Raw genomic sequence first — 24,853 nt, forward strand, 5'->3', positions numbered from 1 at the left:
CTTGGATATTACTACTGGATCACTCATATTTATATTTTCTCTCATGCTGATCATCGGTGTGCTTGCTACCAAATTTTCCACCCGATTGGGGCTGCCGGCACTTGTGTTATTTCTATTAGCTGGTATGCTGCTCAATAATTATTTATTTTTTGAGAATGTGGAATTAGCTCAATTAATTGGGCTTATGGCACTGATCATTATCTTGTTCAATGGTGGCACACAAACGAAATGGAGAAATATTCGCCCCGTTATCGGTGCTGCAGGAACATTGGCAACGCTTGGCGTATTAATCACTTCTGTCATAACAGGCTTAGCGGCTATGTATATCTTGAATTTCACATTGTTAGAAGGCATGCTGCTTGGTGCTATTATAGGCTCAACAGATGCTGCTGCCGTTTTTTCGGTATTAACAAATAAAAACTTTGATAAGCGTTTAACGGCTACACTCGAGGCAGAATCCGGTTCCAATGATCCGATGGCCGTTTTTCTAACTCTTGCTTTGATTGAAATGATTCAAATGCCGGATGCTTCTTTCTGGGCAGCAGTTGGCAGCTTCTTTCTTCAAATGGGACTTGGCGTTCTTCTTGGGTTATTGCTTGGGAAAATTGCAGTACGTATTATCAATAATATAAAGCTGGATACTTCAAGTCTATACCCGGTTCTCGCCATGGGCGCTGCTATATTTACATATGCCGTCACCGATTACGTTGGAGGAAGTGGTCTCTTAGCAGTATATGTCATGGCCATTTTTGTAGGCAATAGTGACCTGACCTACCGCTTTACTATTTTACGTTTCAACGAAGGATTTGCTTGGATGATGCAAATTGTCATGTTTACCTTGTTAGGACTGTTGGTGTTCCCAAGTCAATTGCTCGACGTGTTTTGGCAAGGCATCCTGCTGGCGGCCATTTTAATGTTTATCGCACGGCCTGTGGCTATATTTATCAGCATGATATTTATGAAATACAATGTTCATGAAAAACTGTTTATTTCCTGGGCAGGACTTAAAGGTGCAGTTCCGATCGTTTTAGCGACTTATCCGATATTAGCAGACGTAGAAAACCATCACATTATCTTTAATGCTGTCTTTTTCGTTGTATTGATCTCGGCTTTGGTGCAAGGAAGTACACTACCATGGCTTGCAACTAAGCTTGGATTAACCGGCAAGGATGATGATACAACCCCTGACCTGGAATTAATCAATCTTGGAAATACAGAGTCAGAAATCATGAAAATGACAGTAACCAAAAGCTCACCTGGCGTTGGAAGTTCATTAAATGACCTGGATTTGCCAAACGACACATTGATTATCGGCATTACCCGCAATAAAGAACTGCAGACACCGACAGGAAATACGATTATCGAAAGTGGTGACACTCTTTTTGTTCTATGTGACAAAGAGAGCAGAAAAGCAGCGAAAAGAGTACTACTCGGTCAGCGAAAAGAATGAGAAGATCCTATGACTCCCTACGCTACAATGATGACGCAGAGAGGGACAAATCTCGTGGCTCCGTTCGTTCGATAACGATATCACTTGCATGGTGAAATGCTGCAAAATCCTTCAGTGCTTGCCTTATATTTTCGCGAAGTTGGAATGTTATCTTAACCTCAGGTTCCAGCTGAAGCAAACGAATATGCAGTCGCCTGTTCTTTCTATCAAGGCCGGGGTCTATCCGCCCTATCAAGCGGTCTCCGGCTAGTATTGGCATGGCGTAATACCCATAGCAGCGCTTGGTCTTTGGTGTGTAAACCTCCCATTTATAGGAGAAGTCAAAAAGATCGACTAGTCGCTCCCGGCGCCAAAGTAAGTTATCGAGTGGTGGGAGAAATCGGATTGGCGATGCTTCTTCCTGTAAAAATACTTGAATCGTCCGTTCATGTTCTTTTAACCTATCAAGGTCTGTGGCCAGAATAAAGTAAGATCTGCGAACACCTTCGATATCCAATGGGATTACCTCACCTGAATCAACACGTTTCGTAATAGCCTCGCGGCGTTCTTTCGCGTTTAACTTTTGCCAACCAAAGCGAGCGTCTCCGGAATCAAACACACGATACGCTCGCAAATATTTTTCCAAAAGTGCTTCGCGAGATTTCGCTTCATCCGTATTTTTTGCTTCTTTCAGCAATTTTGATGGTATGGTCCGCGATGTAAGATCAAAGTATCGCTCACTTCCCTGCCTTCTGACGACACGAATTTCCCCTATATCCTGAAGCAGATTTAAGGCATGGGACGTTGCCTTCGTTTTGGGGATTTTGTTATCCCATCCTCCGTGAACGCGCTCTCTAGAACGAAAATCCCGGGAAGGAAGCGACCCTTCTACTTCCAATCGTTCCAGCACATCACTCGCAGCAGGTTCAAGCTTATCCAGTTCCATTTGTAATCGCGTTCGGAATCGATTTCGAGTTGCTTCAAATAATGGATAGTCCTCCATTGGGATTGTACAAGCAGCATTCGCCCAGTATTCAAATAATTTCCCTTGATTTAACAGCTCATTTAACATTTCAGGCTCGTAGCCGGGAATTCGCGCTGCCAGTACAAGATGCTGATTACGTTCAACAGAAGCAATGGGATCGAGTTGCACACATTCAAGCTGTCGAATTAGCTGTTCCGTGGATTCCAAAACAGAACGATCTCCAATATCACTATGGAAAAGAAGATGTTGCGTATCAAGTAAAAAACGACGGACAGCACATCGACTTGCTTCAAACGGTTTCATAGGCATTCCACCTTGTATGAATAGTAGGTTGTCTCTATCGTCTATTATACCGTAAAGCGCCTGTCCCTTGCTAGGGTGATATGGTAAAACGGAAGGAATAGACCCTTTTTAATGGTTTCACAAACAGTCAATTGGGATACGTTGAATGAGTGACTAATTTTTTCATCAATGCTACTCGACGGGTCATTCAAGATAAGGTATACTTGCTATTGGAAAAAATATGCTATGAAGGTGGGGACTGTTATTAGACTAAATACCATTGCACCAAATGAACGTATTCATTCGCTTGATATCATACGAGGTTTTGCGTTATTTGGCATTCTATTGGCCAATATGGTAGCTTTTAAAACACTTACGTTTACGGATGTCGGAGTTTTCCTTCAAGGGGCAACATTACCTGAGGGGCCTTTAAACGCGGGCGTGACCTTGTTTACAGAGTTTTTTATCGTCGGAAAATTCTATCCCATGTTTTCCTTGCTGTTTGGTCTTGGATTCTATATTTTCTACCAACGATTGAAGGATAAAGCAATTCCCCCCAGAGCGGTTTTCTATCGAAGATTAGTCTTCCTGCTCTTGCTCGGGCTTTTCCATCTCTTTTTTATTTGGAGTGGCGATATTTTACATGTCTATGCGATTACAGGATTCTTATTGCCTTTCTTCTTTCATCGCGCCGGAAAAACGATTATTTTCTGGATTGTCGGTCTATTGCTGGCTGCTTCTCTCGTAACAGGAGCCTTTATGATGCTCAGTGGCTTCGGACTGCAATTCAGTATGGATGAAGGAATGATGAGTGCAGCAGACATAAAACAGGAAAACGACGAAACCGCCGCAATCATGAGCAACGGCAGTCTAGGTGAAATCCTGTCTTACCGAATAACAAACGAGGCTTTACCTGTCCTCATGCAAGTTTTATTTATTCTCCCATCCATTTTGCCGCTTTTTCTGATCGGCTTATATATGGGGAAAAAGCGGATGTTTCAAGACGTTGAAACACACCTGAAGACATGGAAGCTACTTTGCGGGCTTGGCTTCCTCGTCGGCATTCCGTTGACATTGCTTGGCGTAACAGTTGCTTATCATGGACTTGGATTACCTGCTTATCTGACGCAAGGACTCTATCAGGGTATCAATATGCTGTCAGGTCCATTCCTGATGCTCTTCTATGTAGCTGCAGTAGTCCTACTTTTGCGCAAAGGGAACATACAACAACTGCTCATGCCCTTTGCTTCCGTAGGTCGGATGGCACTGAGTAATTATTTACTCCAGTCTCTTATCGCGGTCGGTCTATTCTATGGCTACGGCGCAGGCCTCTTTGGTCAAGTATCCAGCAGCTTAGGATTTCTCATCGCACTAATTATCTATATTCTTCAAGTCACCGCAAGCCACTTTTATTTAAAGCGATTTAAGCAAGGACCAATGGAATCGCTATGGCGCAAGTGGACGTATCGCGGGACATAGGGACAGGTTCATTGTCCCACTTGAACGATTATAGCCATGGACTAAAATTGCTTAGACATTCATGAACAGTTCATGAATGTCTAAGCAAAATATGGATAAATGGAAACTTGCATCCTATGTCCTCAAGCCAATTTTCATCTTTATTGGGTGCTCTTTTTCCTTATTGGTCTGTTTGATCAACCTTTATTCCACGTAAGCATTTGGAACAGTGTATCAAGTCAAAATGATTAGTGAAATAATGCTACACAGCGACCATTTAACCTCCCTAAATCTAGTTTTTTTGCCATTTTACTAATGCGTATATTAGACCTATTAACGTAGATGTCATTTCTTAGACTTTTATATTCATTACAGTTTTCTCCTGCCTTCATCCTATCACTTCGGTATTCATTCAGCCAGATTATATTGACTATTACCTAATAATATATTATAATTAAGGTGTAGAAAAAATAAAGGAGGAAGATATGATGTTTGATTTATTACCTTCTCGCAGAAGAAATGAAGACACATTTAAAAGTATGTTAAAATCATTTGATGATGTGTTCAATCGTGATGTCTTTTCTCCGTTAAATGAAAACTTTCGATCGTTCCAGACCGACATAACGGAAAAAGAAAATGCTTATTATGTAGAAGCTGATTTACCAGGATTTAATAAGGAAGATATACGTATCGACATGGAAAACAATCAGCTCACGATTCACGCTAAACGCGACAATAAGAATGAAGAAAAAGATAACAATGACAAAATAATTCGCCAGGAAAGACATTATGGTGAATTTGTCCGCAGCTTCTATGTGGACAATGTGAAAGAAGATGACATCACAGCAAAATTGGAAGAGGGCACGTTGAAAATCGAAATTCCAAAACAAGCCCCAACCAAACCAACGAAGAAAAAAATTGATGTTGAATAAAACGTTAAAATGAATATAACAATCCTAACTCCCTCTAACAGAGCATTAGAGGGAGTTTTATATGTTTAATGGTAACATTGTAATTCAATTATTTACCATATATATGCAAGAATCCGATGATGCCCCATGCTTAGATGATCGTATATGGGGATGGCTAATCGTGAAGTACAGAAGTATTTATGTAGTATGTTTTATCCACTCGAAAGGTGGCAATATAAATAACAGGGAGGAATGTGAAATGAAACGATCCATACAATTGCTCATGGTGCTCTTGTTAACCCTTTTTCTAGCAGCATGTGGCAATCAAGATAATACCAATAATGCTTCGAACGGTAATGACAATACCGGTGAAGAGGATCAGGTTCAGGGTGATGCAACTACTGATACTGACGACGATAATAATGCTAATGATGGAGCGGACGATGCTGCTGATAATAACCAAAGCAGTACCAATCAAGACATGATCGACCAAATGAATGAATTGGATTATGCCGAAATTGAAATTGAGATCGACTATGGCAAGGACAACGAATACGAAGCTGAAATTGAGCAGGATAATGGTGAAATCGAAGCAGAACTGGAAGACGAGGTGAAAGACAAAATTGATATAGAGGGCAAAGAAGCGTTTGATAACATCTATCCAAATGTCAAAAACCTAACTATAGATCAAGATACATCCAAAGAAGATGTGATTGACCAAACATTACAAGCATTTGACCTCGATGCAGACTACCAGGAATTTGAAATCGAAATCACATTCCACGATGGCACAGAACTTGAATTTGAGGATGAAAATTAGGGGACAAGAAGGGACGAGGGGACAGGTTCCTTGTCCCCCTCATTTCGCAACATAAATGACTCAAGGATTACTGCAAGATTTGAACCCTGTCCAGGAAAACTACATCTAATACATTCTATACATCCCGTGTGACCTGGGATAGGTATACATGAATCCAAACTGTTCATAAAGTTTATTAGCCGGATCATCGGCAATTAGGCTTACATAGGAACCGGGATACGTGTTGTGGTCTAAATAGCCCGTTATTTCTTTCATAACCATTTTTCCTAATCCTTGGCCTTGATAACTTGGCTTTACAACAATATCCACTACTTGAAAAAAAGCCCCGCCATCACCAATAACACGACCCATTCCAATTAATGTCTTATTATCGTAGATACATACTGCAAACAATGAATTTTTCAACCCAACTGCTGCAGCTTCTTCCGACTTCCCACTTATTCCACCCTCCAAGCGCAAATCAATATATGCAATAGGATTTGGTGGCTCATTGATAATAGTGAAACGATCATTCATTTTTACTTCCCCCGTTTCATCTGGGACGAGGGGACAGGTTCCTCGTCCCGTTTCTTTTAGTTTAACATATGATCTGTTCCCAATATTATATTTCCTATCCCGGTTTTAAAATACGACAAAATTAAATTTCATTCCTCAGGCGAAAAAAATTTTCCATTTTTATCTGCAAATAAGACAGATGAAATTGTGTTTTCAAAATAGGGAGCATCTTAAAATTCCATTTTAGCGTGAACAGGCGTTCTTGACCTTCAAACCTAAATAGCTTATCTTATATTGTAACTAAGAGTTGAAAATGTCGATATTGAGGTGATTCATAGATGCCGAGGAAAGCAAGAAGACCTAGTCGTAACGGAATCTATCATATTATGTTGAGAGGCATAAATAGACAAACTATATTTGAAGATGATGAAGACAAGCTTAGACTATTAGAAACGATAAAAAGGTTTAAAAGGATAAGCAAAATTAAAATTTACGCTTACTGCCTGATGGATAACCATGTTCACTTATTAATAAAAGAGACTGATGAGACAGTATCAAAGGCTATTCAAAGGATTAGCTCCAGTTATGTATATTGGTACAACAACAAATATGAACGTTCTGGGCATTTATTTCAAGGAAGATTTAAAAGTGAAAATGTAGAGACACTTCCTTACTTTCTTACGGTTTTACGATACATCCACCATAACCCTATCAAAGCCGGTCTAGCAAATCAGATTTTCGACTGCAAATGGACAAGTATAAATGAATATTTAGCTCATGCACACATAGTTGATGTTGATTTCTCCCTCAACTTATTTTCCCCAAACAGAAATACAGCCATCCAATTATTCACTGATTATATGCAAAAATCCAATGATGACCAATGCTTAGATGACCACGTAAAGTTTAGAATATCTGATGATGAACTAAGAAATCGATTGTACAAATTAGGAATAGCCAATCACAGTATCTTGCAGCAAATGGAAAAGAACAAGAGAAATGCCATCATTTTCAAACTAAAGGCGTCACATGGTGTGTCCGTTAGGCAATTATCGAGACTAACTGGATTATCTAAAAGCGTTATTGATCGTATTCGCTAATTTATTAGGAAAGACCTACACCTCCGTTCACCTGGGACGAGGAACCTGTCCCTATGTCCCGTCGGCGAACTGGGACGAGGAACCTGTCCCTATGTCCCTTCAATCATATCCAACCATTTAATATCTGCTTCTAAATGAAGCAATGCACCTTCTACAAGCATTTTCATCGTTTGATTTTCGGATTGATTCATTTGTTTTTTCATTTGTGTTAGGTGCAGGACATCTTTGATCATCGTCTGCTTCTGAACCTGAATCATATGCTTTTTATCTTCATAATTTACATGACTGGCACAAAGGTATTTGAAATAGAATTCGTCTTTAAGTAAAGAACGCTCGACAGGCTCCTTCAGCCAGGCCCAAAGCGTTTCCTTTCCTTGTTCGGTGATTGTGTAAAGCTTTCGGTCCTTTTGATCATGACCAGGTGATTCGACGAGGTTATCCCTCTCCAGCCTATCGAGCGTCGTATACACTTGACCTGCATTCAGCGGCCACATGCTTTGGACAAGCTCGTCAAATCCCGTTTTAAGCTCATAGCCGTGTCTTGGCTTTTCATATAACAGTGCAAGTAATGAGTGTTTTACAGACATAAAGATCCCCGCTTATTCATAAGTTATTGCTTCCTTTACTGGGACGCGCGATGCTGTGATGCTTGGAAGCCATGAAGCGAAAAGAGTGAATAGTATACCTCCCGCAATTGCCAAAAATAGACTGACCCATGGAACTGCAAAGCTTAACCATTCCTGTGCCTGCTCCGATTGTGCATTTAAGTAAATAACCAGAATACCATATGCAATTCCAACGATCACACCTGCAACACCAATAATTAGTCCCTCTGCAATGATCATAAGCCTGACTTGCCCTTTTGTAAAACCGATAGCCCTCATCGTACCGATTTCCTTTATCCGCTCAAGTGTATTCATGAATAACGTGTTGCTAATTCCGATAGCAGACAAAACGATAACGAGTAAAAGCAGTCCTTGCATAAGTTCGTTCATTCCAGTTAAGGCGCTATTTGATCGTTCCACATCCTGCGTAGCACTGGATACATCTGATAGTTCATCCCCATAACTTTCCCATAATTGGTCATAAACAAGCGGAAGACTCTCTTCATCATCAGTATCAATGGCTACATGAAATTGCTGGGGCCAGTTGAGAACCTGACCCAGCACCGACGCCTCCACAAACGCCGCGTAGCCTGTATAATGAGAAGTTTGCACAGTCCCTTTCACATGGAATTCAGTCGCACCAGCTGGCGTATTCAGTGTCAAAATATCACCAACTTCTCCTCCCCACTCAGCTAAAGCCCGTTCTCCCAGATAAAGGTTTGGAAATTGCTCCGATTCAGCTACTTCCTCCGTAACCTGAAAAATTTCCGCATCCTCAGAATCCCCGGAAAAGCTCATGATCGAAAATTCCCTTTCATCCCTTTGTTTTGTTTGCCACGTAACATTAGGGATATCCGCAAATAGAGAAGCACCTGCAGTTCCCTTCATCTCTTGAATGGCTTCCAACTCCGTCTCTTGCCATGGTGTTTCTTTAACAGCATGGATATCGCCACCGTACGTGCTGCGAATTTCAGATTCCATTCCATCTGGAACTGACTCAAGTGCTGCACTCATAAACAACGTTAATGTAACACCAATCGCTAACATTGCAGATGTATTCGCATTACGACTTTCAAATTGCTGAACCGCCCTCATTGCTTGTTTCCCAGCGTAATTGACCTTAAATAGTGGACCAATCATGACTTGAATTGCTCGCATAAAAAATGGGTACAACAGTACAAGTCCAATAAATAGGAATAAAAATGCCCAAACGTTATCGATCATGCCAATTCCAGTACATAAAATCCCTGCTATTATCCGTATGGAATTGGACCTCCTACTGACATATTTATGCACTGCATTATCAGCCATTGCTTTCATCACAGGTGTATTTCCCGCTTGATAAACAGGAAAAATAGCGGCTATAAATGGAAACAGAATACCAACGATTGCGGAGACAATAAGCGGAAAAGTCAATTCTAATTCATAGGTAATATTTTGTGTGGCGATTGTGGACATTAGCAACTCTTGAAACAAATCGCCAAACCATATTCCAATTGGAAGAGCGATTGCTGTACCTATGAAGGAAAGCAGTCCAATCTCCTGCAAAACTAGACGATAGATATCTCCAGTTGTATAACCCAAGCTCTTCATAATTGCAAATTCTCTTCTTCGTTCCATAATGTTTGCATATATCATGTTAAATGCAATAAAGGCGCTGATAAAAACAGATAAAATTGCTATAATGTCAAACGTCCAGTATAACCCTTCCACATCATTATTTTGTCTATCATCAATGACCACTGGCTGCACAAACGCATCAGAAGATGAAAGTTCCGATTGGAAAGATGCAAGAAGCTTATCACTAGCCAATCCTTCCTCTGCTTCAAATCGATAATCAGTGATCTTTCCTTCCATTCCTGTCCATTCTTGTAGCACATCTAACGGAATCATGACCCTTGAATGTTGTGTATTAGCCTGCTCCATCGTCTCCGGACTGCTTAGCATTGATCCTTCATGAACAATGGCAGTAACTTCCATACTTCCCATATCCGTAAATGTTACCGAATCGCCTATTTCTTTATCCCAGAGATCCGCCGCATTCTCTGTGATAATAAGCCCTTCTTCACTAACATCCCCTTCTTTCTCCGGCAGTTCAAACAGGTCATTATCAAAACTGGATACACCTGTTAACCTTACCGAGCTTTGAGCAGGATTTACTCCAGTAAGTTCGACAAACCCTTGTTTGATTAAAGAAGCGTTTCCTTTTGTAATCACATCATGCTCATCTAACCATGCCAATTCATCTTCCCCAAAGGAAAAATCATTCGTTTGAATCCAATAATCCGCACTACCTGCATACAGCCGTTCGTAGTACTCAAGCGAACTTGCCGTCGTCTCTTTAGCAATAAGCATTCCAGTCATGACAACGACACCAAGTACAATGGCGATCAATGTAAAGAAAAAACGTTTTTTATATCTCGTTAAATTACGCCATGAAACGAGAAAGGAACGCTGCATAATCGTCATCCTCTCTTTGTACTTCTGTCTCGATGAACCCGTCTTTAAACAACACAATCCGATCTGCATAACCTGCTGCAAACATGTCATGTGTCACCATCACAATGGTCTGCTCCCTGTCCAGATGAAAGGAAGCCAATAAATCCAAAATGTCACTGGAACGTTCCCTGTCCAGATTACCTGTAGGTTCATCCGCAAGCAGAATGGCTGGCTTGTGAATCAATGCTCGTGCTATTGCGACTCGCTGTTGCTGTCCTCCACTCAATTCATGCGGAAAACGCTTATCATAGCCTTTCAAATCCACTTTTTCCAATAACTCATGAACAGCTTCCGGAACAACCTTCTTTCCATCCGCGTGCAGGGGAAATGCAATGTTTTCAAAAACTGATAAGGTTGGTAAGAGCTGATAGCTTTGAAACACAAATCCTATTTGTTTCCTTCTTATAACCGTTCGCTGTTTCTCTGTTTTTGAATGCAGCTCCATGCCATCTAAGTTTATCTGTCCACCTGTAGGAACATCCAGCCCGCCAAGTAGTTGAAGAAGTGTGCTTTTCCCGGATCCGCTCGGCCCCATAATTGCTGTAAATTCGCCTTTTTTGACGGAAAAGTCAATCCCCTTTAGAACAGAAGTTAATTCTCTTCCATTTTTAAATTCTTTGGTTACACCTATAGCATTAATCATTTATTTCACCCTTTCGAATGAGATGGAAAAATCGTATAAGACCATGAATAAATAAAATCGATAATAAAGATCAGCAACCATAATTGTGAAAATCCATAGATTATTTCGTTTGGATACGGCGTCTTAGCAACATTTTCAGTACCTTCCATGCTCATCCAAGACAAATCTGTTATGTAACGAAGAAATTGATCTATACTCCCTGACCCATATATCCATATTCCGATTTGAACAACAACAAAAACAATAAGATGTGCGATGGAACTCCAGCGATACTTCTTCGCCACATACCGTGGATCTTTCTGTCTGTTCATGATCGCTATATCCTTATCCGTTAAGAGCTGCACATCACGCCATTCACCAATTTTCCCCCGCATCCACCGGTCCAGTTTCATAAAGTCAAAAATTCCGAATGTACATGCATAAATTACAAAAACGGTAATGACAATTTGAAACGTTGAAATTTCTCCAGTTTCCTGGTAAATCAGGATAGCTAATATTGCTTCAAGCACTAGTAGTACGATAAAGAAAAGAATAAACAGGAGGCTAAGTCTACGTTTATCAAAGAAATAGCGTATAACACCGAAAAGAAGGAGAGAAACCGCCGAAAGCACTTCGACTATTACAAATATTTCCACCTGATAGGCGAACATTGTGTCCATCATAATATTGTTAACTCCCATCTATATACTGAGTATCTATTTACTGAGTATATAGATGCTACATAAAGAAGTCAATAGATGGTCTCAACAAACACACCCCCAAATCCTCACGCATTTCGATTCTAGTTACAAAGAAAGGGCGGTGACAAAAATGGAAATAGAAAAGAGTTAAGATGTTTGTCCAACTGTTTTTGCTTTATGAACAATATGATAGTAACGCAAGAAGGGACGGAGGGACAGGAACATTGTCCCACATTTGTAAAAAATACCTTTTCCCTTAAGGCCTGTTGGGACAAGGGACCTGTCCCCATGTCCCACAAAAAAAGATTGGAGGAAGTATAAATGAAACTTTATTTAGACCCTGGCCATGGTGGTTCGGATCCGGGAGCGCAAGGTAATGGAATGGAAGAAAAGGATGCGGTGTTAGATATTGCCCGTCATTTAAGGGATATTCTAACAAATGATTATGAAGATGTGAATGTGATGATGAGTCGTTCCAACGACACCACAAAAAGCTTACAGGAGCGTACCAATGAGGCTAATTCCTGGGGCGCGGATTACTTTTTGTCCATTCATTGTAATTCCTTTAATGGTTCAGCCCAAGGATATGAAGATTATATTTACAGCGACCTGTCTGATTCTTCTCAGACTGCGGCATATCAGGATATTATGCATGATGAAATTACCAACGTCAATCAATTAAGCAACCGGGGTAAGCAAAAAGCGAATTTCCACGTTTTACGGGAAACGTCTATGCCCGCGCTTTTAACAGAGAATGGGTTTATCGATAACGACCATGATGCAGCATTATTGCAGGAGCCATCATGGCGTCAGGAAGTTGCGCAAGGTCATGCGAATGGATTAGCGAGAGCATTTAATCTCAAGCGAAACGAAAATGAATCAGGGGCGGTTTTCAAGGTGATTGCCGGTTCCTTTCAGTCAAAAGAAAATGCAGAAGCCCAAGTAGATGTACTAAATTCAAATGGAATAGACGCCTTTGTTGATTCCATTACTATTTCGGGAAGTCAATGGTACAGAGTGCAAGCTGGGTCCTTCTCTAATCGTGAAAACGCGGAGAATCACTTAAATACAGTTAAAAATGCCGGAATCGAAGACGCCTATATTGTCAGTGAAAACCAATAAAAAGAGGAGCAGATACCCGAACGGGACAGGTAGCACCCGAAATTTGCCGTTTCCCTGAATAGATCCGAGAATTCTGCAAAGGATAGGGGAAAAGGAGGCGTATGGATGAATCATATTAAGTTATTTGCCGTTAAATTTGGCGGAATGTTACTGATGTTGTATCTAATCCTTGGTTTGGGCTATGGCATGTCATTCGGCAACGTTTTCCTGATTTCATTAGTCTTAGGAATGGTTGCATATTTGGGAGACAGGCTTATATTGCCCAATATGAATAATACAGTCGCGACCATTGCCGATTTTGCAACTGCGTTTCTGATCATTTATTTTATGAGTCTCGGCGTTACCATTGGCGAAGGATGGTTTATCGCTTCGTTTGTTGCAGCAGTAGGTATCTCTGTATTTGAGTACTTCTATCATAAATATTTCAAATCTGAATACAATGAAGTGTACCGCAACAAGCATAATGGACTACCCAAGGATACCATCATGCAAACAGAAGCATCGGAAGAAACGTCTCCTTATGATCCTAAAAATAAAAACAAATAAATGCGCTATGTATAACAGAAGAGACCTCGGCCACCGGCAGGGTCTCTTCTTCCTATTTACAAGAAAAACATAACCATCCAAGGTGCGATTACGGACACTACAATCGCACTCACCACCATAGCGATCGTACTGACCGATCCTTCCAATTGGCTGTGCTCCATTGCTGTAGCCGTTCCAATCGCATGACTGCCACTACCAATGCCAACGCCCCGCCCAATATAATGGTCCATCCGGGTATACTTAAAAACCAATGAGCTAAGTGTAACCCCGCCAATGCCTGCAATCATCACGAATACTGCTGCCAAGGATGCCTCGCCCTCCAGTGTCGTTGCAACTTCCATAGCAACAGGTGTTGTCACACTTTTTGGAGCAAGCGAATAAATAAGGAATTCCTCAAAGCCTACCCATTTTGCAAGCAGGATGCCAGACAAAATACCGACCATGGCTCCAACAACCGTTCCTGTCAACACCGGTAACATCAATTTTTTAAGTGTCACACGCTGTTGGTAAAGTGGATAAGCTAACGCCACTACCGCTGGCCCAAGCAACTCATTTATCCAGTCACCACCAATCATATATGTCTCATAGGAGATATTAAATAGAAATAAAATACTGACGATAGCGATTGTGGCTATAATAACTGGGGCCGTAAAGGTATAATTCCATCTCTGATGCACAGTCAGCCCAACCAAATAAAATATGAATGTACCAATAATAGCAGCGAGTGCAATGATAAAATTAACCATGGTTTCTTTCCTCTCCTTGCAGCTGATTTCTTTCTTTCCTGCGCATCAAGCTTTGGCTGATATGCCCTGCAGTTACAATCACCAGCACCGTACTTAGCAAAACAATAATGACGAGGAGGAAACCCTTCCCGGCAAAAAGGTCCACATAATTCATCACCCCTACCGTAGCAGGAATAAAAAATAAGGCTAAATGATTAATAATCGCCCTCGCACCTTCATCGATCCAGGGCGCCTTTATCACACCTGTCATAAGCAAGACAAACAACAGGAGCATCCCGATCACACTTCCGGGTATGAAAAGATTAAAATAGTGCGCAATCCCATTCCCTATCAAAAAAATACCATATAATATGGCAATATGAATAATTATTTTTAAACCAACACGCATATGAGTTCACTCCAGTTTTCTTTAGCAGGGACAGGGGGACAGGTTCCTTGTCCCAACATCAGCAGCAAAAGGGGGACAATGTTCCTGTCCCTGTGTCCCACTGTGTCCCAATAAAACCTAGTATAGCAAAAAACGGACTTGTCTGAGTAGAATGGAACTGAAAAAATTATGCTGCGAGTGAATGAAAAGGCCTCCTGAACAGACGCACGGAAAGAATTAGAAGTCATTGGATTTTCTTAAATTGCCTTTTCTTATATGTAATTCAAACGAGCCTTCTTACTTCACCTTTCCCACCCCCAACGCCAAATGCCTCCAAAGGATATTTTCGACCAACTCACCTTGCTCCTCTTCGCAATCAATTATTAAAATAACTTCAGGATTTTTATCTTTTAAAAGCCGATTTCTCTTTTTAATGACCTTTTCCGTGAACAAACGAATTAGGAAACCCAGCGCAAATCCAATACTTGCACTAAGCAGCCCCCAATAAATAGGTCCCCATGCCAATTCGAAACCGATACTTGTGCCTATAACGGCAAAAGCCGTTGCAAGTGCTACTCCAATATCGATAAGGGATGTACCATCAGAGGTATGAAGGCTATCAAATAACTTCCGTTCCTCCATTCGATTGTCAAGAGGAATCGCATAAATACTTTCCTGCTTTATCCCTCTTTTTTCCAGGGTAGAAATGGCCATTTCTAAATATACGTTATGATCAAAAATGGAAAATAGCTGCATCGTTATCACTTCACTCTTTCTCTTTTCGGATTTGGAAATTAGGATGTTGATAGTTATCTTTTAAAAATTGCCGTTGCTCCTTCTCAAAAATCTTATTATTTTCGACCGCATACACGTAGGAATCGTAAACTGCAAATCCAAATATGGAAGGCAACATCAGGAGCCACTCAGGTTGTAGGACGGTTGTAGCCTGTCTTACTTCACCCATAATTAGAAGAACAACTGCGTCGAGGTAATGGGATAAATAAAAGAACACGATTCCCCAAATAATCATAAAAAATGCCGTAATAATGCGATGATTATAGAGTTGCCCGAGTCCTGGAACAAATAGGGACCATATCACTGCCATCACTGGATTTCGCTTATCTAAGTAGTTAATTTCCAGTGCTCCTATACTAAATAATTTGAAACGATGTTCTTCACGGTCTGCCAGTATGTAAACGTTATTCATCTCCACCGTTGTTCGATGGCCATCCCAAATCCCGAAAAAGTAAACCGGCAAGTAAACCAAAAGCCATCTGGTGTCTACCACGTTAATGACCATATCAATATTCCCTTGAAACGAATACATAATGGCCAAATTAATGTTTGCATTCATATTAACAACAACTTCCCAAACAAATAGAACAAACCCTCGTATATATTTTCCTAAAAACAAATGTCCAAATCCTGGGAAAGCAGCGCTCCACCACGCTACGATCGAGGGGCTTCTTAAATGGAGCTGCGTTGTACCAAGTGCGGTCATGTGGGCAATATATCGCCTGGCAGTATTATCTTCGGTATATTTTTTCAATAAAATGACCCCTATTACGAAATTTATCTATCTTTTATAATCTTTCCTTTAAAAGAACGTTTATCCTAATACATGCAAATATGAAGGACAGGTTCCTTGTCCCATTCAACTGGTAACTGGGACAAGGAACCTGTCCCTGTGTCCCATGTATATCTTTTATGGAAAAACATACCCTAAGGATTAATTCACATCTGAGGAAAGGTGACATGCTCGGACATGCAAATTATTGAAAGTCAACAACAGTTCGTCCAAATTCAAAACCACTATTTTTTTGAGTATGTTCTATTCTCTTATCAGTGGTGGCTTCTGCTGCTTATTACTGTCGGTCTTTGGGTCTTTTGGGCAATCGTCGTGGATAAAAAAAGATGGAATGCTATATTGCTGGTCGGATTAATGGCGAGCATCATCGCGTTGCTGTTAGATGAACTAGGGCTTAACTTAACCTTATGGACATATGCCCACCAACTTGCGCCGTTTACAAATAAACTACTCACCGTCGATATCGCCATCATTCCAGTAAGCTATATGCTCCTGTATCAATATGCTAGAAAATGGAGGCCCTACCTTATCACACTTGCCGCATTATCGCTGTTTGCCGTAATCATAGCCGAGCCCGTTTTTGAGTTATTAGATATTTACATCTTGCTTGGATGGGAGCATTGGTATTCTACACCGTTTTACTTTCTGATTGGTATTTTTGTGAAATGGTTCGGAGATAAAGTGGCTGGAGATTAAGGGAATGAGCATATTCCATAACAAAAGCGAGTGGCAACATTCTTGCGCCACTCGCTTATCCTAAGCTAATCCCATTGAAAAGGAGTTTGCTGGTATACATAGTAATTAAGCCAATTATAGAAAAGCAAATGTGTATGCGACCGCCATGTGTTCGGCGGCTGTTCGTTTGGATCATTGTTAGGAAAATAGTGCTCTGGAATGCTGGTATCGAGCCCTTTCTGATGATCGCGTTCATATTCCTCGGCAAGCGTATTCGCATCATATTCCAAATGGCCGGTAATCATAATATGTTTTTCATCGTTGGAAATGATGATAAACGCACCAGCCTCACGTGATGAGGATAGCAACGTCAAGCGCGGATCCTTTTGAATGGCTTCTATTGAAATAGAGGTATACCTGGAATGCGGGGCACGAAAAACGTCGTCAAAACCACGCACCAGCTTTATTTTAGGACCAAACACATGATGCTCATAAATGCCGAATAATTTTTCCGGAAGCTCATATTTACCAATCCCATAATGATAATACAATGCAGCTTGGGCTCCCCAGCAAATATTCAAGACAGAGGTCACGTTTTCCTTCGTCCATTCCATGATCGCTGTTAATTCCCCCCAATAGTTTACATCTTCAAATGGCAAATGCTCAATGGGGGCTCCGGTAACAATCATCCCATCATACCGGCGACTTTTAACATTTTCAAAGGTTGTGTAGAATGTATCCAAATGGGATTTGCTAACATTTTTTGATTCATGAGTCCGCATTCTTAAGAAAGTAATATTAACCTGCAAGGGCGTATTGCCCAATAAACGCAAGAGCTGTAACTCTGTTCTTTCCTTTTCCGGCATTAAATTTAAAATGATAATGTTAAGTGGGCGAATGTCCTGCGTCTTTGCCCGGTCTTCATCCATAACAAATATTTTCTCTTGTTTTAATAATTCCGTCGCAGGTAACGCTCTCGGTATGTTTATAGGCACTGACATCTCCCCCTTCTGCGTTGGTATGCGATGAAAGAATATCCAACGTTTTCAATGAACCTCGGGCACTTGTTTAATGCCACACTTCTTCAGCAATTTTTACTATATGGCGAATCTTATCCCATTGCTGATCTTCTGTTAAATTGTTACCTTCTTCAGTCGATGCAAAGCCACATTGCGGACTGAGACAAAGGTTATCATAGGATAGGTAACTGGCCGCCTCAGCAATCCGCTCTTTGACTAAATCTTTACGTTCCAGCTTTGGAAATTTGGATGTAACTAAACCTAAAACAATATACAGATCGTCCCTGTTTATATGTTTCAGCGGTTCGAATCCACCGGAACGCGCGTCGTCAAATTCGAGAAAAAGTCCGTCAACATGAAGACCGCCGAATATCGTCTGTGATACCTTATCATACGGACCTGAACTGAAATAATGGGAACGGTAATTCCCCCGACAAATATGCATGGTAACCAGAAGATCATCCGGACGTTCGGCTATCGATTCATTAATCACACGTTGACAAATTTTTTGCAATTCGAAAGGCTCATACCCTTTCCTGCGAATCGATTGTTCTCCCTCTTCCGATAAAAAGGAAGCCCATGACGTATCATCAAGCTGTAAATAACGGCATCCAGCATTATAAAAGGCCTGAATCGCTTTTTTATAGGCATTGATCAAATCCCTCAACAGATCCTCCATATCACCGTACACTTCATCATCAATCACCGCTCGCATGAAGAGCATATTCGGACTTGGAATGGACTGCTTGGCAACATGATAGTCGCCTACCTTCCCTCGCAAAAATTTGAAATGATCCAGAAAAGGATGATCTTCATTAAAATCAACGTTTCCGATGACACGAATCCCGCGTGCTGTCGTTTCTATACCATCGAATTTCAAGCCTGTATCTGCTTCAAATCCTTCCACACCTGTTAGTTTTTCCAAGAAGTCAAAGTGCCACCAGGAACGACGAAATTCCCCATCCGTAATCGACGTCAGTCCTGCTGCCTTCTGCTTTTCAACAAGGTTGCTTATCTCTTCATCCTCGATGATACGCAACTGCTGGGCAGAAATCTCCCCTTTCGCTTTTTGGACTCTCGCCTGTTTAAGACGTTCCGGTCTTAGAAAACTACCTACATGGTCTGCTTTAAATGGCGCCTTGTGCTCTAATTTTGTTGTCATTATATCTGCTCCCTTTAAATTAAAAAAGCTTCTTCGATGAAGAAGAAGCATTGTTATGCGATATCTTCTTATCTCCCAAGTTTCCTCAACTTGCTAGAAGTAGCACCTTGTTAACATAACAGGTTGCTGAAGCGTCATTGGGCTTAGTCCCTCAGCCTCTCTTAATAAGAATCATTACTGAATTATTTGAAATTACTGTAGCAATCATAGCATTTCTACAGATAAAAAGCAAGGAAGCACGGATAACCCTCACCATATGAATAGCAAAGGGCAGCGTCACCCTAACCACTTCGCAACAGAAATAAGATCCGGAAAAAACATGTCTGCATCTGCTTTCGTCTCTTGCCGATTTCCAATAATCATTGTTTTTAATCCTGCTGCCTTCCCTGCTTGAATATCCGACGCGCGGTCGCCCACCATATAACTTTTCTCTAAATCAATATCATGTTTTTTCGCCAAATCCAAGATCATTTGCGGATTTGGTTTACGATATGCACAATTCGCGTGTGGTTTGTGGGGGCAATAAGCGATATCATCCAGTCTTGCACCGAATGTGGCTAGATCAGCTTCCATTTTTTTATGTATCGCATACAATTCTGATTGTGACATCAAGCCAAGTCCAATTCCTCCTTGATTCGTTACGACGAAAACTTTAAATCCACGCATATTAAAACACCTAATCGCCTCTCCAACCCCATCCAGCAAATAAAAATCCTCTGGTGTGTTCACATACTTCACCCGATTCGTGAGTACTTCATTGATGACACCATCACGATCTAGAAACATACCGATACTCATGACTTTACCTTCTTTCCATATAAACATACCCATTTCTTAAAAACCAATGCGTATGTTTATCAACTGAATCATAACTCCAATTCCTTCGGAGCCTCTCCCTTTTTATTCATGACCCGTATAGCGATTGGATTGATCTCCAACAATACAAGTTCCGGATCTTCCGGGCCTTCAAAATAAAGTTTCATCGTATCATTCCAGAGTTCCTTTTTCAGATCATCCGAATTCGTAAAGGAAATCTTTCCTTCATATTCCACATATTCATCCCCAAACCCTTCACCCTCATATCCAAGCAGAATATGGGTGTGAGGATTCGCTTTGATTTCCTCTGCCTTATCCGTTTCCTTACTTGTTAATGTGTAAAGTGTGAAACCTTCATTGAAAAACGTCATATACCTTGAATGGGGCTTATTATTCTTTACGGTTGCCATTGGTCCAACGTAGCTTCCTCTTAAAATTTTATCAATGGTTTCTTTGATCGCCTGTTGACTCATTTATATCCACTCCTTTCAATTGCAGATAAACATAGTATTTCATTCATCATCGAAAAATAAACATCTATCCGCCAGAAGCACATATCATTACGTAATGATGTGAGAAAAAAAGAAGTAACCACTCTCCTTAAGGTTAGCGATTACCTCTAAATAAATTATCCCTTCTTATTCATCCTCAACAAGTCTTGCTACATCTTCCCCGCACTTTTTGCATTTTCCCTTAAGCAATATTCCGTGTTCGTCATCATGCATGTCATAATCAATAATCGTGGTTTCTGTGCAATTGACACAAAACACATTGCTAAGTAGTCGCATTTGGATATCCTTCGGGATTTTAGACCATTTTTGCGCGGCTTTAAAATCAGTTACTGACATTTTAGTTGAAGCCTCCAGAAATTAAGCAGTTTAGTATTAGCAAGTTATAGACAATTCCGCAAAAAAAATGCCCATACCCGTTCATCGATTTGATACCTTAATCTTTGCCTCAAATCTAGCAATCAACGCAAAAATATATGCTGTATTTTTCGATACGTAGGATGCTTCTTTTCTTACACCCGGTTCTCCGACACTCCACCGATCATAAAAAACGTGGACGCGTTCAAATTCTTTGAAACTAATTTTTCTTTCTTTGGATATCTTGACACTAGGCTTTTGAAATGTGGCAGGTTTAATAATTAACGTGTCGCCTGCAGGAATCACAGCAAACCATAGCGGTTGTTGGTTATTTTTAGGTACGGTGTGTATCTCAAACTCATAATTCCGCTTTTGTATTGTATTCCATACCTCGAATGCGTTCATTGGCAGCCCTCCCGTAAACTGTTGTATCTATCATAATACATAAACCTGATCGTTTTCAATCATGAACGGGAGGAAGGGGATAAAGTATCCTTTCTCCTTCCCCTTATATAGCCATATTACCTTTCATCAGCCTTCTTGCCTTGATATAGGCTATCGCCTCATCTATCTCCTCGTCACTCAATTTAATATCATCCACGTATAAGTCATAATCCTTCAGGTCATTTGCATGCTGTAGGCTTATCCCTGATGATTTTGTCTCCTCACCTAACAAATAGTTTACGTCTACACCAAAATAATCGGCAATTTTATTAACATGACTTTGAATTGGTTCTTTTTTACCAAGTTCATAACTCCAAATAATGGTTTTTGCAAAATGTAATTCATTAGCCAGTTCTTCTGAAGACAATCCTTTTTCTTCCCTTAATTGTATTAATCTTGCTGCAATATTGCTCATCTGTTTCACTCCATTTATTTTTTCTAAATATTATATTTATTCCTAGTGTATCATAAATTGGCAGAAAGGTGTAGAATTACCCACTCGATATTTGAAAAAGTTACATGGATGGGGATATAAAAACCCCCCAGTCTCCATCTTGACTGGGGGTTTCCTTGTACTAATTCCTACGTTGTTTTTCCATCTCCTGTTTGTAAACCTTATAATCCGCTTCCGAAAACAAGGTCATTCTAACTAGGCCAAAAGAATGGCGGCTTAAAAAATCGATGATGGTACCTGTAGCAACTTTTGCCGCTAACTCCACCGGAAACCGATACACGCCTGTTGAAATCGAAGGGAAAGAAATGCTTTTCAGCTCCTTTTCCATTGCGAGATCAAGTGCATGGCGATAGCAATCTGCCAGCAGCTCCTCGTTATTTGTGGTATTGTTATTCCAGACAGGACCAACCGTATGAATGACATGCGCAGCGGGCAGGTTATATCCTTTGGTTAGCACTACGTCGCCCGTGGGCAAATATGCACCATCTAAATCATCGGCACGAACTTTCCTGCATGCCTCAAGCAATTCCTTTCCTGCTGCTTGATGTATCGCGCCATCTACCCCGCCGCCACCAAGAAGTGTGCCGTTTGCTGCATTGACAATAGCATCTGTATGCTGTTTGGTGATATCTCCCACGATTAGTTCAAACTCGTTTTCGTTGATTGTCATTTTCATACTGATTTCACCTCACGTGATAGAATCATTCGATTAGCTTCACAAAAGTGGAAGGTACTACTTTCGCACCAAGAATAAAGATGCAAGGGAGCATTCACGCTTTCTAACCATCAATGAAATAGCCCTGTTTCTTTCGATTTTTCCACTAACTTTTTGGTTTGCTTGTTAATGGGTTTCTTTAAGAAGGCACCAATAAGGATAAATCCTATACCAAACATCGATAATACTGCTAGGTCATATGCCACTTTGGTCCATATAATTCCACCCAAAGCTTCCCGCATCAAGTCAACAGCATACGTGAATGGAAGGAATGGGCTGATCATTTGGAAGAACTCAGGTAACAAGATAACCGGATACGTACCACCTGAACCGGCAATTTGTAAGACAAGTAACACAATAGCCATTGCTTTTCCTACATCACCAAACACAGATACTACCGTATAGATAATGGACATAAAGACAAGACTGATAAACAGTCCAAACACAATGAACCATCCAGGATGGGCAAACTCCACACCCAACAGGAAAATGTCCCCTGAAGTTACAACCAATGTCTGCAATAAACCAATACCGGCAAAGGTCATCAATCGACCAAAATAGTTTTCCCTCATGGTGAACGTTTCCGCATCATGCGGCTCTGTAGCCAATAGAGAAATAAGTAATAATCCACCAACCCATATCGCTAATATCGTATAGAAAGGTGTCATCCCTGTACCATAATTCGTAACGGGGAAAACCTTATTCTCACTCAGTTCAACTGGTTCCTCAAAAAATCCGCTTTCCGCTTCCGGATCATTTTGCAATAATTGAATGATCTCATTAATGTCTGTTTCATCCTGAAGGTTGCGTATTCTATCCGCTAGCTCTGTCACCTTACTATACACATATGGGTACTCTCCAAGCACGGACTCTAACGTCCCCTTACCTTCTGCCAGATTATCATCTGTACTGTCCAGAATCCCTTCCACTTCCGGAATGGTGTCCTGAATTTCCACCAAAATTCCTCTCGCATCAGCTAAGGTTGTTTTAGCCTGAGCCACTTCCTCCATGACCGTTGGTTCAATGGTTTCCTTGTACTCTTTTACAAAGGCATCAATATTCTCCGACGTTTCCTCTGCTCGCTCTTGAAGATCCCCAACTACTGTTTCAACTTCATCCCTTTTTTCATCAATAAACGCATCAACCGATTCGCTCTGGGCTTGCACATTTTCCAACTGTGTCTTTAAATCCGCTAATTGCTCAAGCGCCTGATCAATACGCTCTTCATTTAATTCGTTATCTTCATTCGAATCGTCTTTTCCATTTGATTCATTATCCTCGTTCGATTCATCTTCATCATTTGATTCGTTATCTTCATTTAATGGTTCTTGATTATTTTGTTCCTGAAGCTGCTGCAGGCCATCTTCCACTGTTTCAATCGTTTGAATAGCCTCATTTACATCTGTATTAATTTGGTCGGTAAGCTGCTCCCCGTTACTAAAATCAAACTCCGTTAATTGAATATCCTGAATAAAATTATTCGTATTCGTTGCAATACCTTGTACCCGTTCAAGGTCCTCTTCGATTTGAGGCGCCATTTCGTTCAAACGATCTTCCGCATCTGTCAAAAACGACGTCGTCTCATCAATGGTTCCCAGGCCCTCATCTGTAACGCGTTCGACTTCGGGAATTAAACCTTGGGCCCTATCAATGACATCCTCCGCATTCGTTGCATCTGTTAATGTGTCATTTAATAATTCATGGACCTGCGGCAATTGCTCTTCAGTTTCAAAAATATAATTCTCAAAGTTTTCGATATCCGGTAAATCATTTTCCAACTCTATTCCTATATTATTGAACAAATCAAAAATGACACCATTGACAGTGGCTATGAAATTACTGCTTACCTGGTCGACAATCACACTTGCCCCTTGATCCGTCATCTTTGGTGCGATGGCGTTTAATTTCTCATTTACATAATATTCTACGTTTGCCTTCTCCGGTTGACCACTGGCTACTGTAGAAAGATTTTCGGAAAAATTTTCAGGGATAATAATAACCGCAAAATAATCACCATACTCCAAATTTTCCATTGCCGTATCCCGATCAGTGAACTGCCAATCCATTGAATCGTTATCTTTTAATGTATCTACTAACTCATCACCGACATTTATATCTTCATCCCGAACGTTAGATCCCACATCTTCATCTACCACACCGATGGGTATTTGATCCGTTTGTCCGTAGGGATCCCACGCCGCCTTGATATTAAGCCATGCGTATAATGATGGTAATAAAATCAATCCGCCAATTAAAATAGCTGCCACCCAGTTGGTTCCTACGTTTTTTCCATCATTCTTAAATATATTCCAGCTATTTTTCATGTTGTACCTTCCTTACTTATGGTGATAGCTTGCTTACGTTAGTTAACCGACAAAAGGATTAGTTGCTTAGCACCGGTGACTTTTGAACAACCACAATATAGC

The 24,853-nt window shown here is 40.7% G+C and carries 27 protein-coding genes and 1 riboswitch; of the genes, 8 read left to right on the top strand and 19 right to left on the bottom strand.

Going from position 1 to position 24,853, the window contains the following annotated elements:
• Nucleotide 1: 1 nt before the first annotated feature.
• Nucleotides 2-1,450, top strand: coding sequence for a potassium/proton antiporter (locus KFZ56_RS18480; RefSeq protein ID WP_375540708.1), 1,449 nt, complete (start codon nucleotides 2-4; stop codon nucleotides 1,448-1,450).
• Nucleotides 1,451-1,472: 22 nt separating this feature from the next.
• Here the strand turns inward: KFZ56_RS18480 and KFZ56_RS18485 are convergent, their stop codons facing one another.
• Entirely contained in the window at nucleotides 1,473-2,717 is a 1,245-nt protein-coding gene (locus KFZ56_RS18485; protein WP_222643657.1) for a winged helix-turn-helix domain-containing protein, read from the bottom strand.
• 225 nt (nucleotides 2,718-2,942) lie between these two features.
• On the opposite strand from KFZ56_RS18485, the gene KFZ56_RS18490 reads away from it, so the two are divergent.
• The 3 genes from KFZ56_RS18490 (at nucleotide 2,943) to KFZ56_RS18500 (ending at nucleotide 5,885) form a co-directional block, all read left to right on the top strand.
• Entirely contained in the window at nucleotides 2,943-4,175 is a 1,233-nt protein-coding gene (locus tag KFZ56_RS18490; protein WP_222643658.1) for a DUF418 domain-containing protein, read from the top strand.
• Nucleotides 4,176-4,642: 467 nt separating this feature from the next.
• On the top strand, nucleotides 4,643-5,086 hold the full coding sequence (locus KFZ56_RS18495; RefSeq protein WP_222643659.1) for an Hsp20/alpha crystallin family protein: 444 nt from the start codon (nucleotides 4,643-4,645) through the stop codon (nucleotides 5,084-5,086).
• 238 nt (nucleotides 5,087-5,324) lie between these two features.
• Complete coding sequence (locus KFZ56_RS18500; RefSeq protein WP_222643661.1) at nucleotides 5,325-5,885, top strand: YusW family protein; 561 nt, start codon at nucleotides 5,325-5,327, stop codon at nucleotides 5,883-5,885.
• Between the two features lie 105 nt (nucleotides 5,886-5,990).
• Here KFZ56_RS18500 and KFZ56_RS18505 read toward each other — a convergent pair whose 3' ends face one another.
• Nucleotides 5,991-6,401: a GNAT family N-acetyltransferase gene (locus KFZ56_RS18505; RefSeq protein ID WP_222643663.1), complete on the bottom strand. Its 411-nt coding sequence runs from the start codon at nucleotides 6,399-6,401 to the stop codon at nucleotides 5,991-5,993.
• 317 nt (nucleotides 6,402-6,718) lie between these two features.
• Here KFZ56_RS18505 and KFZ56_RS18510 point away from each other — a divergent pair, with 317 nt between their 5' ends.
• A complete protein-coding gene (locus KFZ56_RS18510; protein WP_222643665.1) occupies nucleotides 6,719-7,480 on the top strand; it encodes a transposase in 762 nt (253 codons plus the stop codon).
• Nucleotides 7,481-7,569: 89 nt separating this feature from the next.
• On the opposite strand, the gene KFZ56_RS18515 is transcribed toward KFZ56_RS18510, so the two are convergent.
• From KFZ56_RS18515 to KFZ56_RS18530, 4 genes are read right to left on the bottom strand one after another with little or no spacing between them, the layout of a single operon-like run.
• Entirely contained in the window at nucleotides 7,570-8,067 is a 498-nt protein-coding gene (locus KFZ56_RS18515) for a PadR family transcriptional regulator (RefSeq protein WP_222643667.1), read from the bottom strand.
• Between the two features lie 12 nt (nucleotides 8,068-8,079).
• Nucleotides 8,080-10,545 (bottom strand): ABC transporter permease, encoded by a 2,466-nt coding sequence (locus KFZ56_RS18520; protein ID WP_222643669.1) that lies wholly within the window; start codon nucleotides 10,543-10,545, stop codon nucleotides 8,080-8,082.
• Nucleotides 10,514-11,227 (bottom strand): ABC transporter ATP-binding protein, encoded by a 714-nt coding sequence (locus KFZ56_RS18525; protein WP_222643671.1) that lies wholly within the window; start codon nucleotides 11,225-11,227, stop codon nucleotides 10,514-10,516. The genes KFZ56_RS18520 and KFZ56_RS18525 overlap by 32 nt, the downstream gene beginning before the upstream one ends.
• Nucleotides 11,228-11,232: 5 nt before the next feature.
• The gene (locus tag KFZ56_RS18530) at nucleotides 11,233-11,889 is read right to left on the bottom strand and encodes a hypothetical protein (RefSeq protein ID WP_309228331.1); all 657 of its coding nucleotides are present in this window, start codon (nucleotides 11,887-11,889) and stop codon (nucleotides 11,233-11,235) included.
• Between the two features lie 339 nt (nucleotides 11,890-12,228).
• Here KFZ56_RS18530 and KFZ56_RS18535 point away from each other — a divergent pair, with 339 nt between their 5' ends.
• On the top strand, nucleotides 12,229-13,029 hold the full coding sequence (locus tag KFZ56_RS18535) for an N-acetylmuramoyl-L-alanine amidase (RefSeq protein WP_222643672.1): 801 nt from the start codon (nucleotides 12,229-12,231) through the stop codon (nucleotides 13,027-13,029).
• Nucleotides 13,030-13,134: 105 nt separating this feature from the next.
• The gene (locus KFZ56_RS18540; RefSeq protein WP_222643673.1) at nucleotides 13,135-13,575 is read left to right on the top strand and encodes a DUF2512 family protein; all 441 of its coding nucleotides are present in this window, start codon (nucleotides 13,135-13,137) and stop codon (nucleotides 13,573-13,575) included.
• A gap of 56 nt (nucleotides 13,576-13,631) precedes the next feature.
• Here the strand turns inward: KFZ56_RS18540 and KFZ56_RS18545 are convergent, their stop codons facing one another.
• From KFZ56_RS18545 to KFZ56_RS18560, 4 genes are all read right to left on the bottom strand, one after another.
• Entirely contained in the window at nucleotides 13,632-14,321 is a 690-nt protein-coding gene (locus KFZ56_RS18545; protein WP_222643674.1) for an LrgB family protein, read from the bottom strand.
• Entirely contained in the window at nucleotides 14,314-14,709 is a 396-nt protein-coding gene (locus tag KFZ56_RS18550; protein WP_222643675.1) for a CidA/LrgA family protein, read from the bottom strand. Before KFZ56_RS18550 ends, KFZ56_RS18545 begins: the two co-directional genes overlap by 8 nt.
• 276 nt (nucleotides 14,710-14,985) lie before the next feature.
• Nucleotides 14,986-15,444, bottom strand: coding sequence for a hypothetical protein (locus tag KFZ56_RS18555; RefSeq protein WP_222644057.1), 459 nt, complete (start codon nucleotides 15,442-15,444; stop codon nucleotides 14,986-14,988).
• 10 nt (nucleotides 15,445-15,454) lie between these two features.
• Nucleotides 15,455-16,237, bottom strand: coding sequence for a DUF5683 domain-containing protein (locus tag KFZ56_RS18560; protein WP_222643676.1), 783 nt, complete (start codon nucleotides 16,235-16,237; stop codon nucleotides 15,455-15,457).
• 216 nt (nucleotides 16,238-16,453) lie between these two features.
• On the opposite strand from KFZ56_RS18560, the gene KFZ56_RS18565 reads away from it, so the two are divergent.
• Entirely contained in the window at nucleotides 16,454-16,972 is a 519-nt protein-coding gene (locus tag KFZ56_RS18565; protein WP_222643677.1) for a CBO0543 family protein, read from the top strand.
• A gap of 65 nt (nucleotides 16,973-17,037) precedes the next feature.
• On the opposite strand, the gene metA is transcribed toward KFZ56_RS18565, so the two are convergent.
• The 9 genes from metA to KFZ56_RS18610 form a co-directional block, all read right to left on the bottom strand.
• A complete protein-coding gene (metA, locus tag KFZ56_RS18570; RefSeq protein WP_222643678.1) occupies nucleotides 17,038-17,946 on the bottom strand; it encodes a homoserine O-acetyltransferase MetA in 909 nt (302 codons plus the stop codon).
• Nucleotides 17,947-18,019: 73 nt separating this feature from the next.
• Nucleotides 18,020-19,132, bottom strand: coding sequence for a 5-methyltetrahydropteroyltriglutamate--homocysteine S-methyltransferase (locus KFZ56_RS18575; protein WP_222643679.1), 1,113 nt, complete (start codon nucleotides 19,130-19,132; stop codon nucleotides 18,020-18,022).
• Between the two features lie 65 nt (nucleotides 19,133-19,197).
• Nucleotides 19,198-19,303: riboswitch (SAM riboswitch) on the bottom strand.
• Nucleotides 19,304-19,408: 105 nt separating this feature from the next.
• Nucleotides 19,409-19,930, bottom strand: a complete 522-nt coding sequence (locus tag KFZ56_RS18580) for a D-glycero-alpha-D-manno-heptose-1,7-bisphosphate 7-phosphatase (RefSeq protein ID WP_222643681.1) — start codon at nucleotides 19,928-19,930, stop codon at nucleotides 19,409-19,411.
• Nucleotides 19,931-19,998: 68 nt separating this feature from the next.
• Nucleotides 19,999-20,421: a pyridoxamine 5'-phosphate oxidase family protein gene (locus KFZ56_RS18585; protein WP_222643683.1), complete on the bottom strand. Its 423-nt coding sequence runs from the start codon at nucleotides 20,419-20,421 to the stop codon at nucleotides 19,999-20,001.
• 165 nt (nucleotides 20,422-20,586) lie between these two features.
• Nucleotides 20,587-20,796: a hypothetical protein gene (locus KFZ56_RS18590; RefSeq protein WP_222643684.1), complete on the bottom strand. Its 210-nt coding sequence runs from the start codon at nucleotides 20,794-20,796 to the stop codon at nucleotides 20,587-20,589.
• 81 nt (nucleotides 20,797-20,877) lie between these two features.
• On the bottom strand, nucleotides 20,878-21,219 hold the full coding sequence (locus KFZ56_RS18595) for a hypothetical protein (protein ID WP_222643685.1): 342 nt from the start codon (nucleotides 21,217-21,219) through the stop codon (nucleotides 20,878-20,880).
• 103 nt (nucleotides 21,220-21,322) lie between these two features.
• A complete protein-coding gene (locus KFZ56_RS18600; RefSeq protein WP_222643686.1) occupies nucleotides 21,323-21,673 on the bottom strand; it encodes a helix-turn-helix domain-containing protein in 351 nt (116 codons plus the stop codon).
• A 160-nt stretch (nucleotides 21,674-21,833) separates the two neighbouring features.
• Complete coding sequence (locus KFZ56_RS18605) at nucleotides 21,834-22,388, bottom strand: O-acetyl-ADP-ribose deacetylase (protein WP_222643688.1); 555 nt, start codon at nucleotides 22,386-22,388, stop codon at nucleotides 21,834-21,836.
• Nucleotides 22,389-22,498: 110 nt separating this feature from the next.
• On the bottom strand, nucleotides 22,499-24,751 hold the full coding sequence (locus tag KFZ56_RS18610; RefSeq protein ID WP_222643699.1) for a YhgE/Pip domain-containing protein: 2,253 nt from the start codon (nucleotides 24,749-24,751) through the stop codon (nucleotides 22,499-22,501).
• Nucleotides 24,752-24,853: the final 102 nt, after the last annotated feature.

It is taken from the genome of Virgibacillus sp. NKC19-3, from assembly GCF_019837165.1.
Taxonomy (GTDB): Bacteria; Bacillota; Bacilli; order Bacillales; family Amphibacillaceae; genus Virgibacillus_L; species Virgibacillus_L saliphilus.

Excerpts from the sequence above, each read along its gene's own strand:
- KFZ56_RS18485 (WP_222643657.1), bottom strand. The coding sequence starts at position 2,717 with ATGAAACCGTTTGAAGCAAGTCGATGTGCTGTCCGTCGTTTTTTACTT.
- KFZ56_RS18490 (WP_222643658.1), top strand. The coding sequence starts at position 2,943 with ATGAAGGTGGGGACTGTTATTAGACTAAATACCATTGCACCAAATGAA.
- KFZ56_RS18495 (WP_222643659.1), top strand. The coding sequence starts at position 4,643 with ATGTTTGATTTATTACCTTCTCGCAGAAGAAATGAAGACACATTTAAA.
- KFZ56_RS18500 (WP_222643661.1), top strand. The coding sequence starts at position 5,325 with ATGAAACGATCCATACAATTGCTCATGGTGCTCTTGTTAACCCTTTTT.
- KFZ56_RS18505 (WP_222643663.1), bottom strand. The coding sequence starts at position 6,401 with ATGAATGATCGTTTCACTATTATCAATGAGCCACCAAATCCTATTGCA.
- KFZ56_RS18510 (WP_222643665.1), top strand. The coding sequence starts at position 6,719 with ATGCCGAGGAAAGCAAGAAGACCTAGTCGTAACGGAATCTATCATATT.
- KFZ56_RS18515 (WP_222643667.1), bottom strand. The coding sequence starts at position 8,067 with ATGTCTGTAAAACACTCATTACTTGCACTGTTATATGAAAAGCCAAGA.
- KFZ56_RS18520 (WP_222643669.1), bottom strand. The coding sequence starts at position 10,545 with ATGCAGCGTTCCTTTCTCGTTTCATGGCGTAATTTAACGAGATATAAA.
- KFZ56_RS18525 (WP_222643671.1), bottom strand. The coding sequence starts at position 11,227 with ATGATTAATGCTATAGGTGTAACCAAAGAATTTAAAAATGGAAGAGAA.
- KFZ56_RS18530 (WP_309228331.1), bottom strand. The coding sequence starts at position 11,889 with ATGATGGACACAATGTTCGCCTATCAGGTGGAAATATTTGTAATAGTC.
- KFZ56_RS18535 (WP_222643672.1), top strand. The coding sequence starts at position 12,229 with ATGAAACTTTATTTAGACCCTGGCCATGGTGGTTCGGATCCGGGAGCG.
- KFZ56_RS18540 (WP_222643673.1), top strand. The coding sequence starts at position 13,135 with ATGAATCATATTAAGTTATTTGCCGTTAAATTTGGCGGAATGTTACTG.
- KFZ56_RS18545 (WP_222643674.1), bottom strand. The coding sequence starts at position 14,321 with ATGGTTAATTTTATCATTGCACTCGCTGCTATTATTGGTACATTCATA.
- KFZ56_RS18550 (WP_222643675.1), bottom strand. The coding sequence starts at position 14,709 with ATGCGTGTTGGTTTAAAAATAATTATTCATATTGCCATATTATATGGT.
- KFZ56_RS18555 (WP_222644057.1), bottom strand. The coding sequence starts at position 15,444 with ATGCAGCTATTTTCCATTTTTGATCATAACGTATATTTAGAAATGGCC.
- KFZ56_RS18565 (WP_222643677.1), top strand. The coding sequence starts at position 16,454 with ATGCAAATTATTGAAAGTCAACAACAGTTCGTCCAAATTCAAAACCAC.
- KFZ56_RS18575 (WP_222643679.1), bottom strand. The coding sequence starts at position 19,132 with ATGACAACAAAATTAGAGCACAAGGCGCCATTTAAAGCAGACCATGTA.
- KFZ56_RS18580 (WP_222643681.1), bottom strand. The coding sequence starts at position 19,930 with ATGAGTATCGGTATGTTTCTAGATCGTGATGGTGTCATCAATGAAGTA.
- KFZ56_RS18585 (WP_222643683.1), bottom strand. The coding sequence starts at position 20,421 with ATGAGTCAACAGGCGATCAAAGAAACCATTGATAAAATTTTAAGAGGA.
- KFZ56_RS18590 (WP_222643684.1), bottom strand. The coding sequence starts at position 20,796 with ATGTCAGTAACTGATTTTAAAGCCGCGCAAAAATGGTCTAAAATCCCG.
- KFZ56_RS18595 (WP_222643685.1), bottom strand. The coding sequence starts at position 21,219 with ATGAACGCATTCGAGGTATGGAATACAATACAAAAGCGGAATTATGAG.
- KFZ56_RS18600 (WP_222643686.1), bottom strand. The coding sequence starts at position 21,673 with ATGAGCAATATTGCAGCAAGATTAATACAATTAAGGGAAGAAAAAGGA.
- KFZ56_RS18605 (WP_222643688.1), bottom strand. The coding sequence starts at position 22,388 with ATGAAAATGACAATCAACGAAAACGAGTTTGAACTAATCGTGGGAGAT.
- KFZ56_RS18610 (WP_222643699.1), bottom strand. The coding sequence starts at position 24,751 with ATGAAAAATAGCTGGAATATATTTAAGAATGATGGAAAAAACGTAGGA.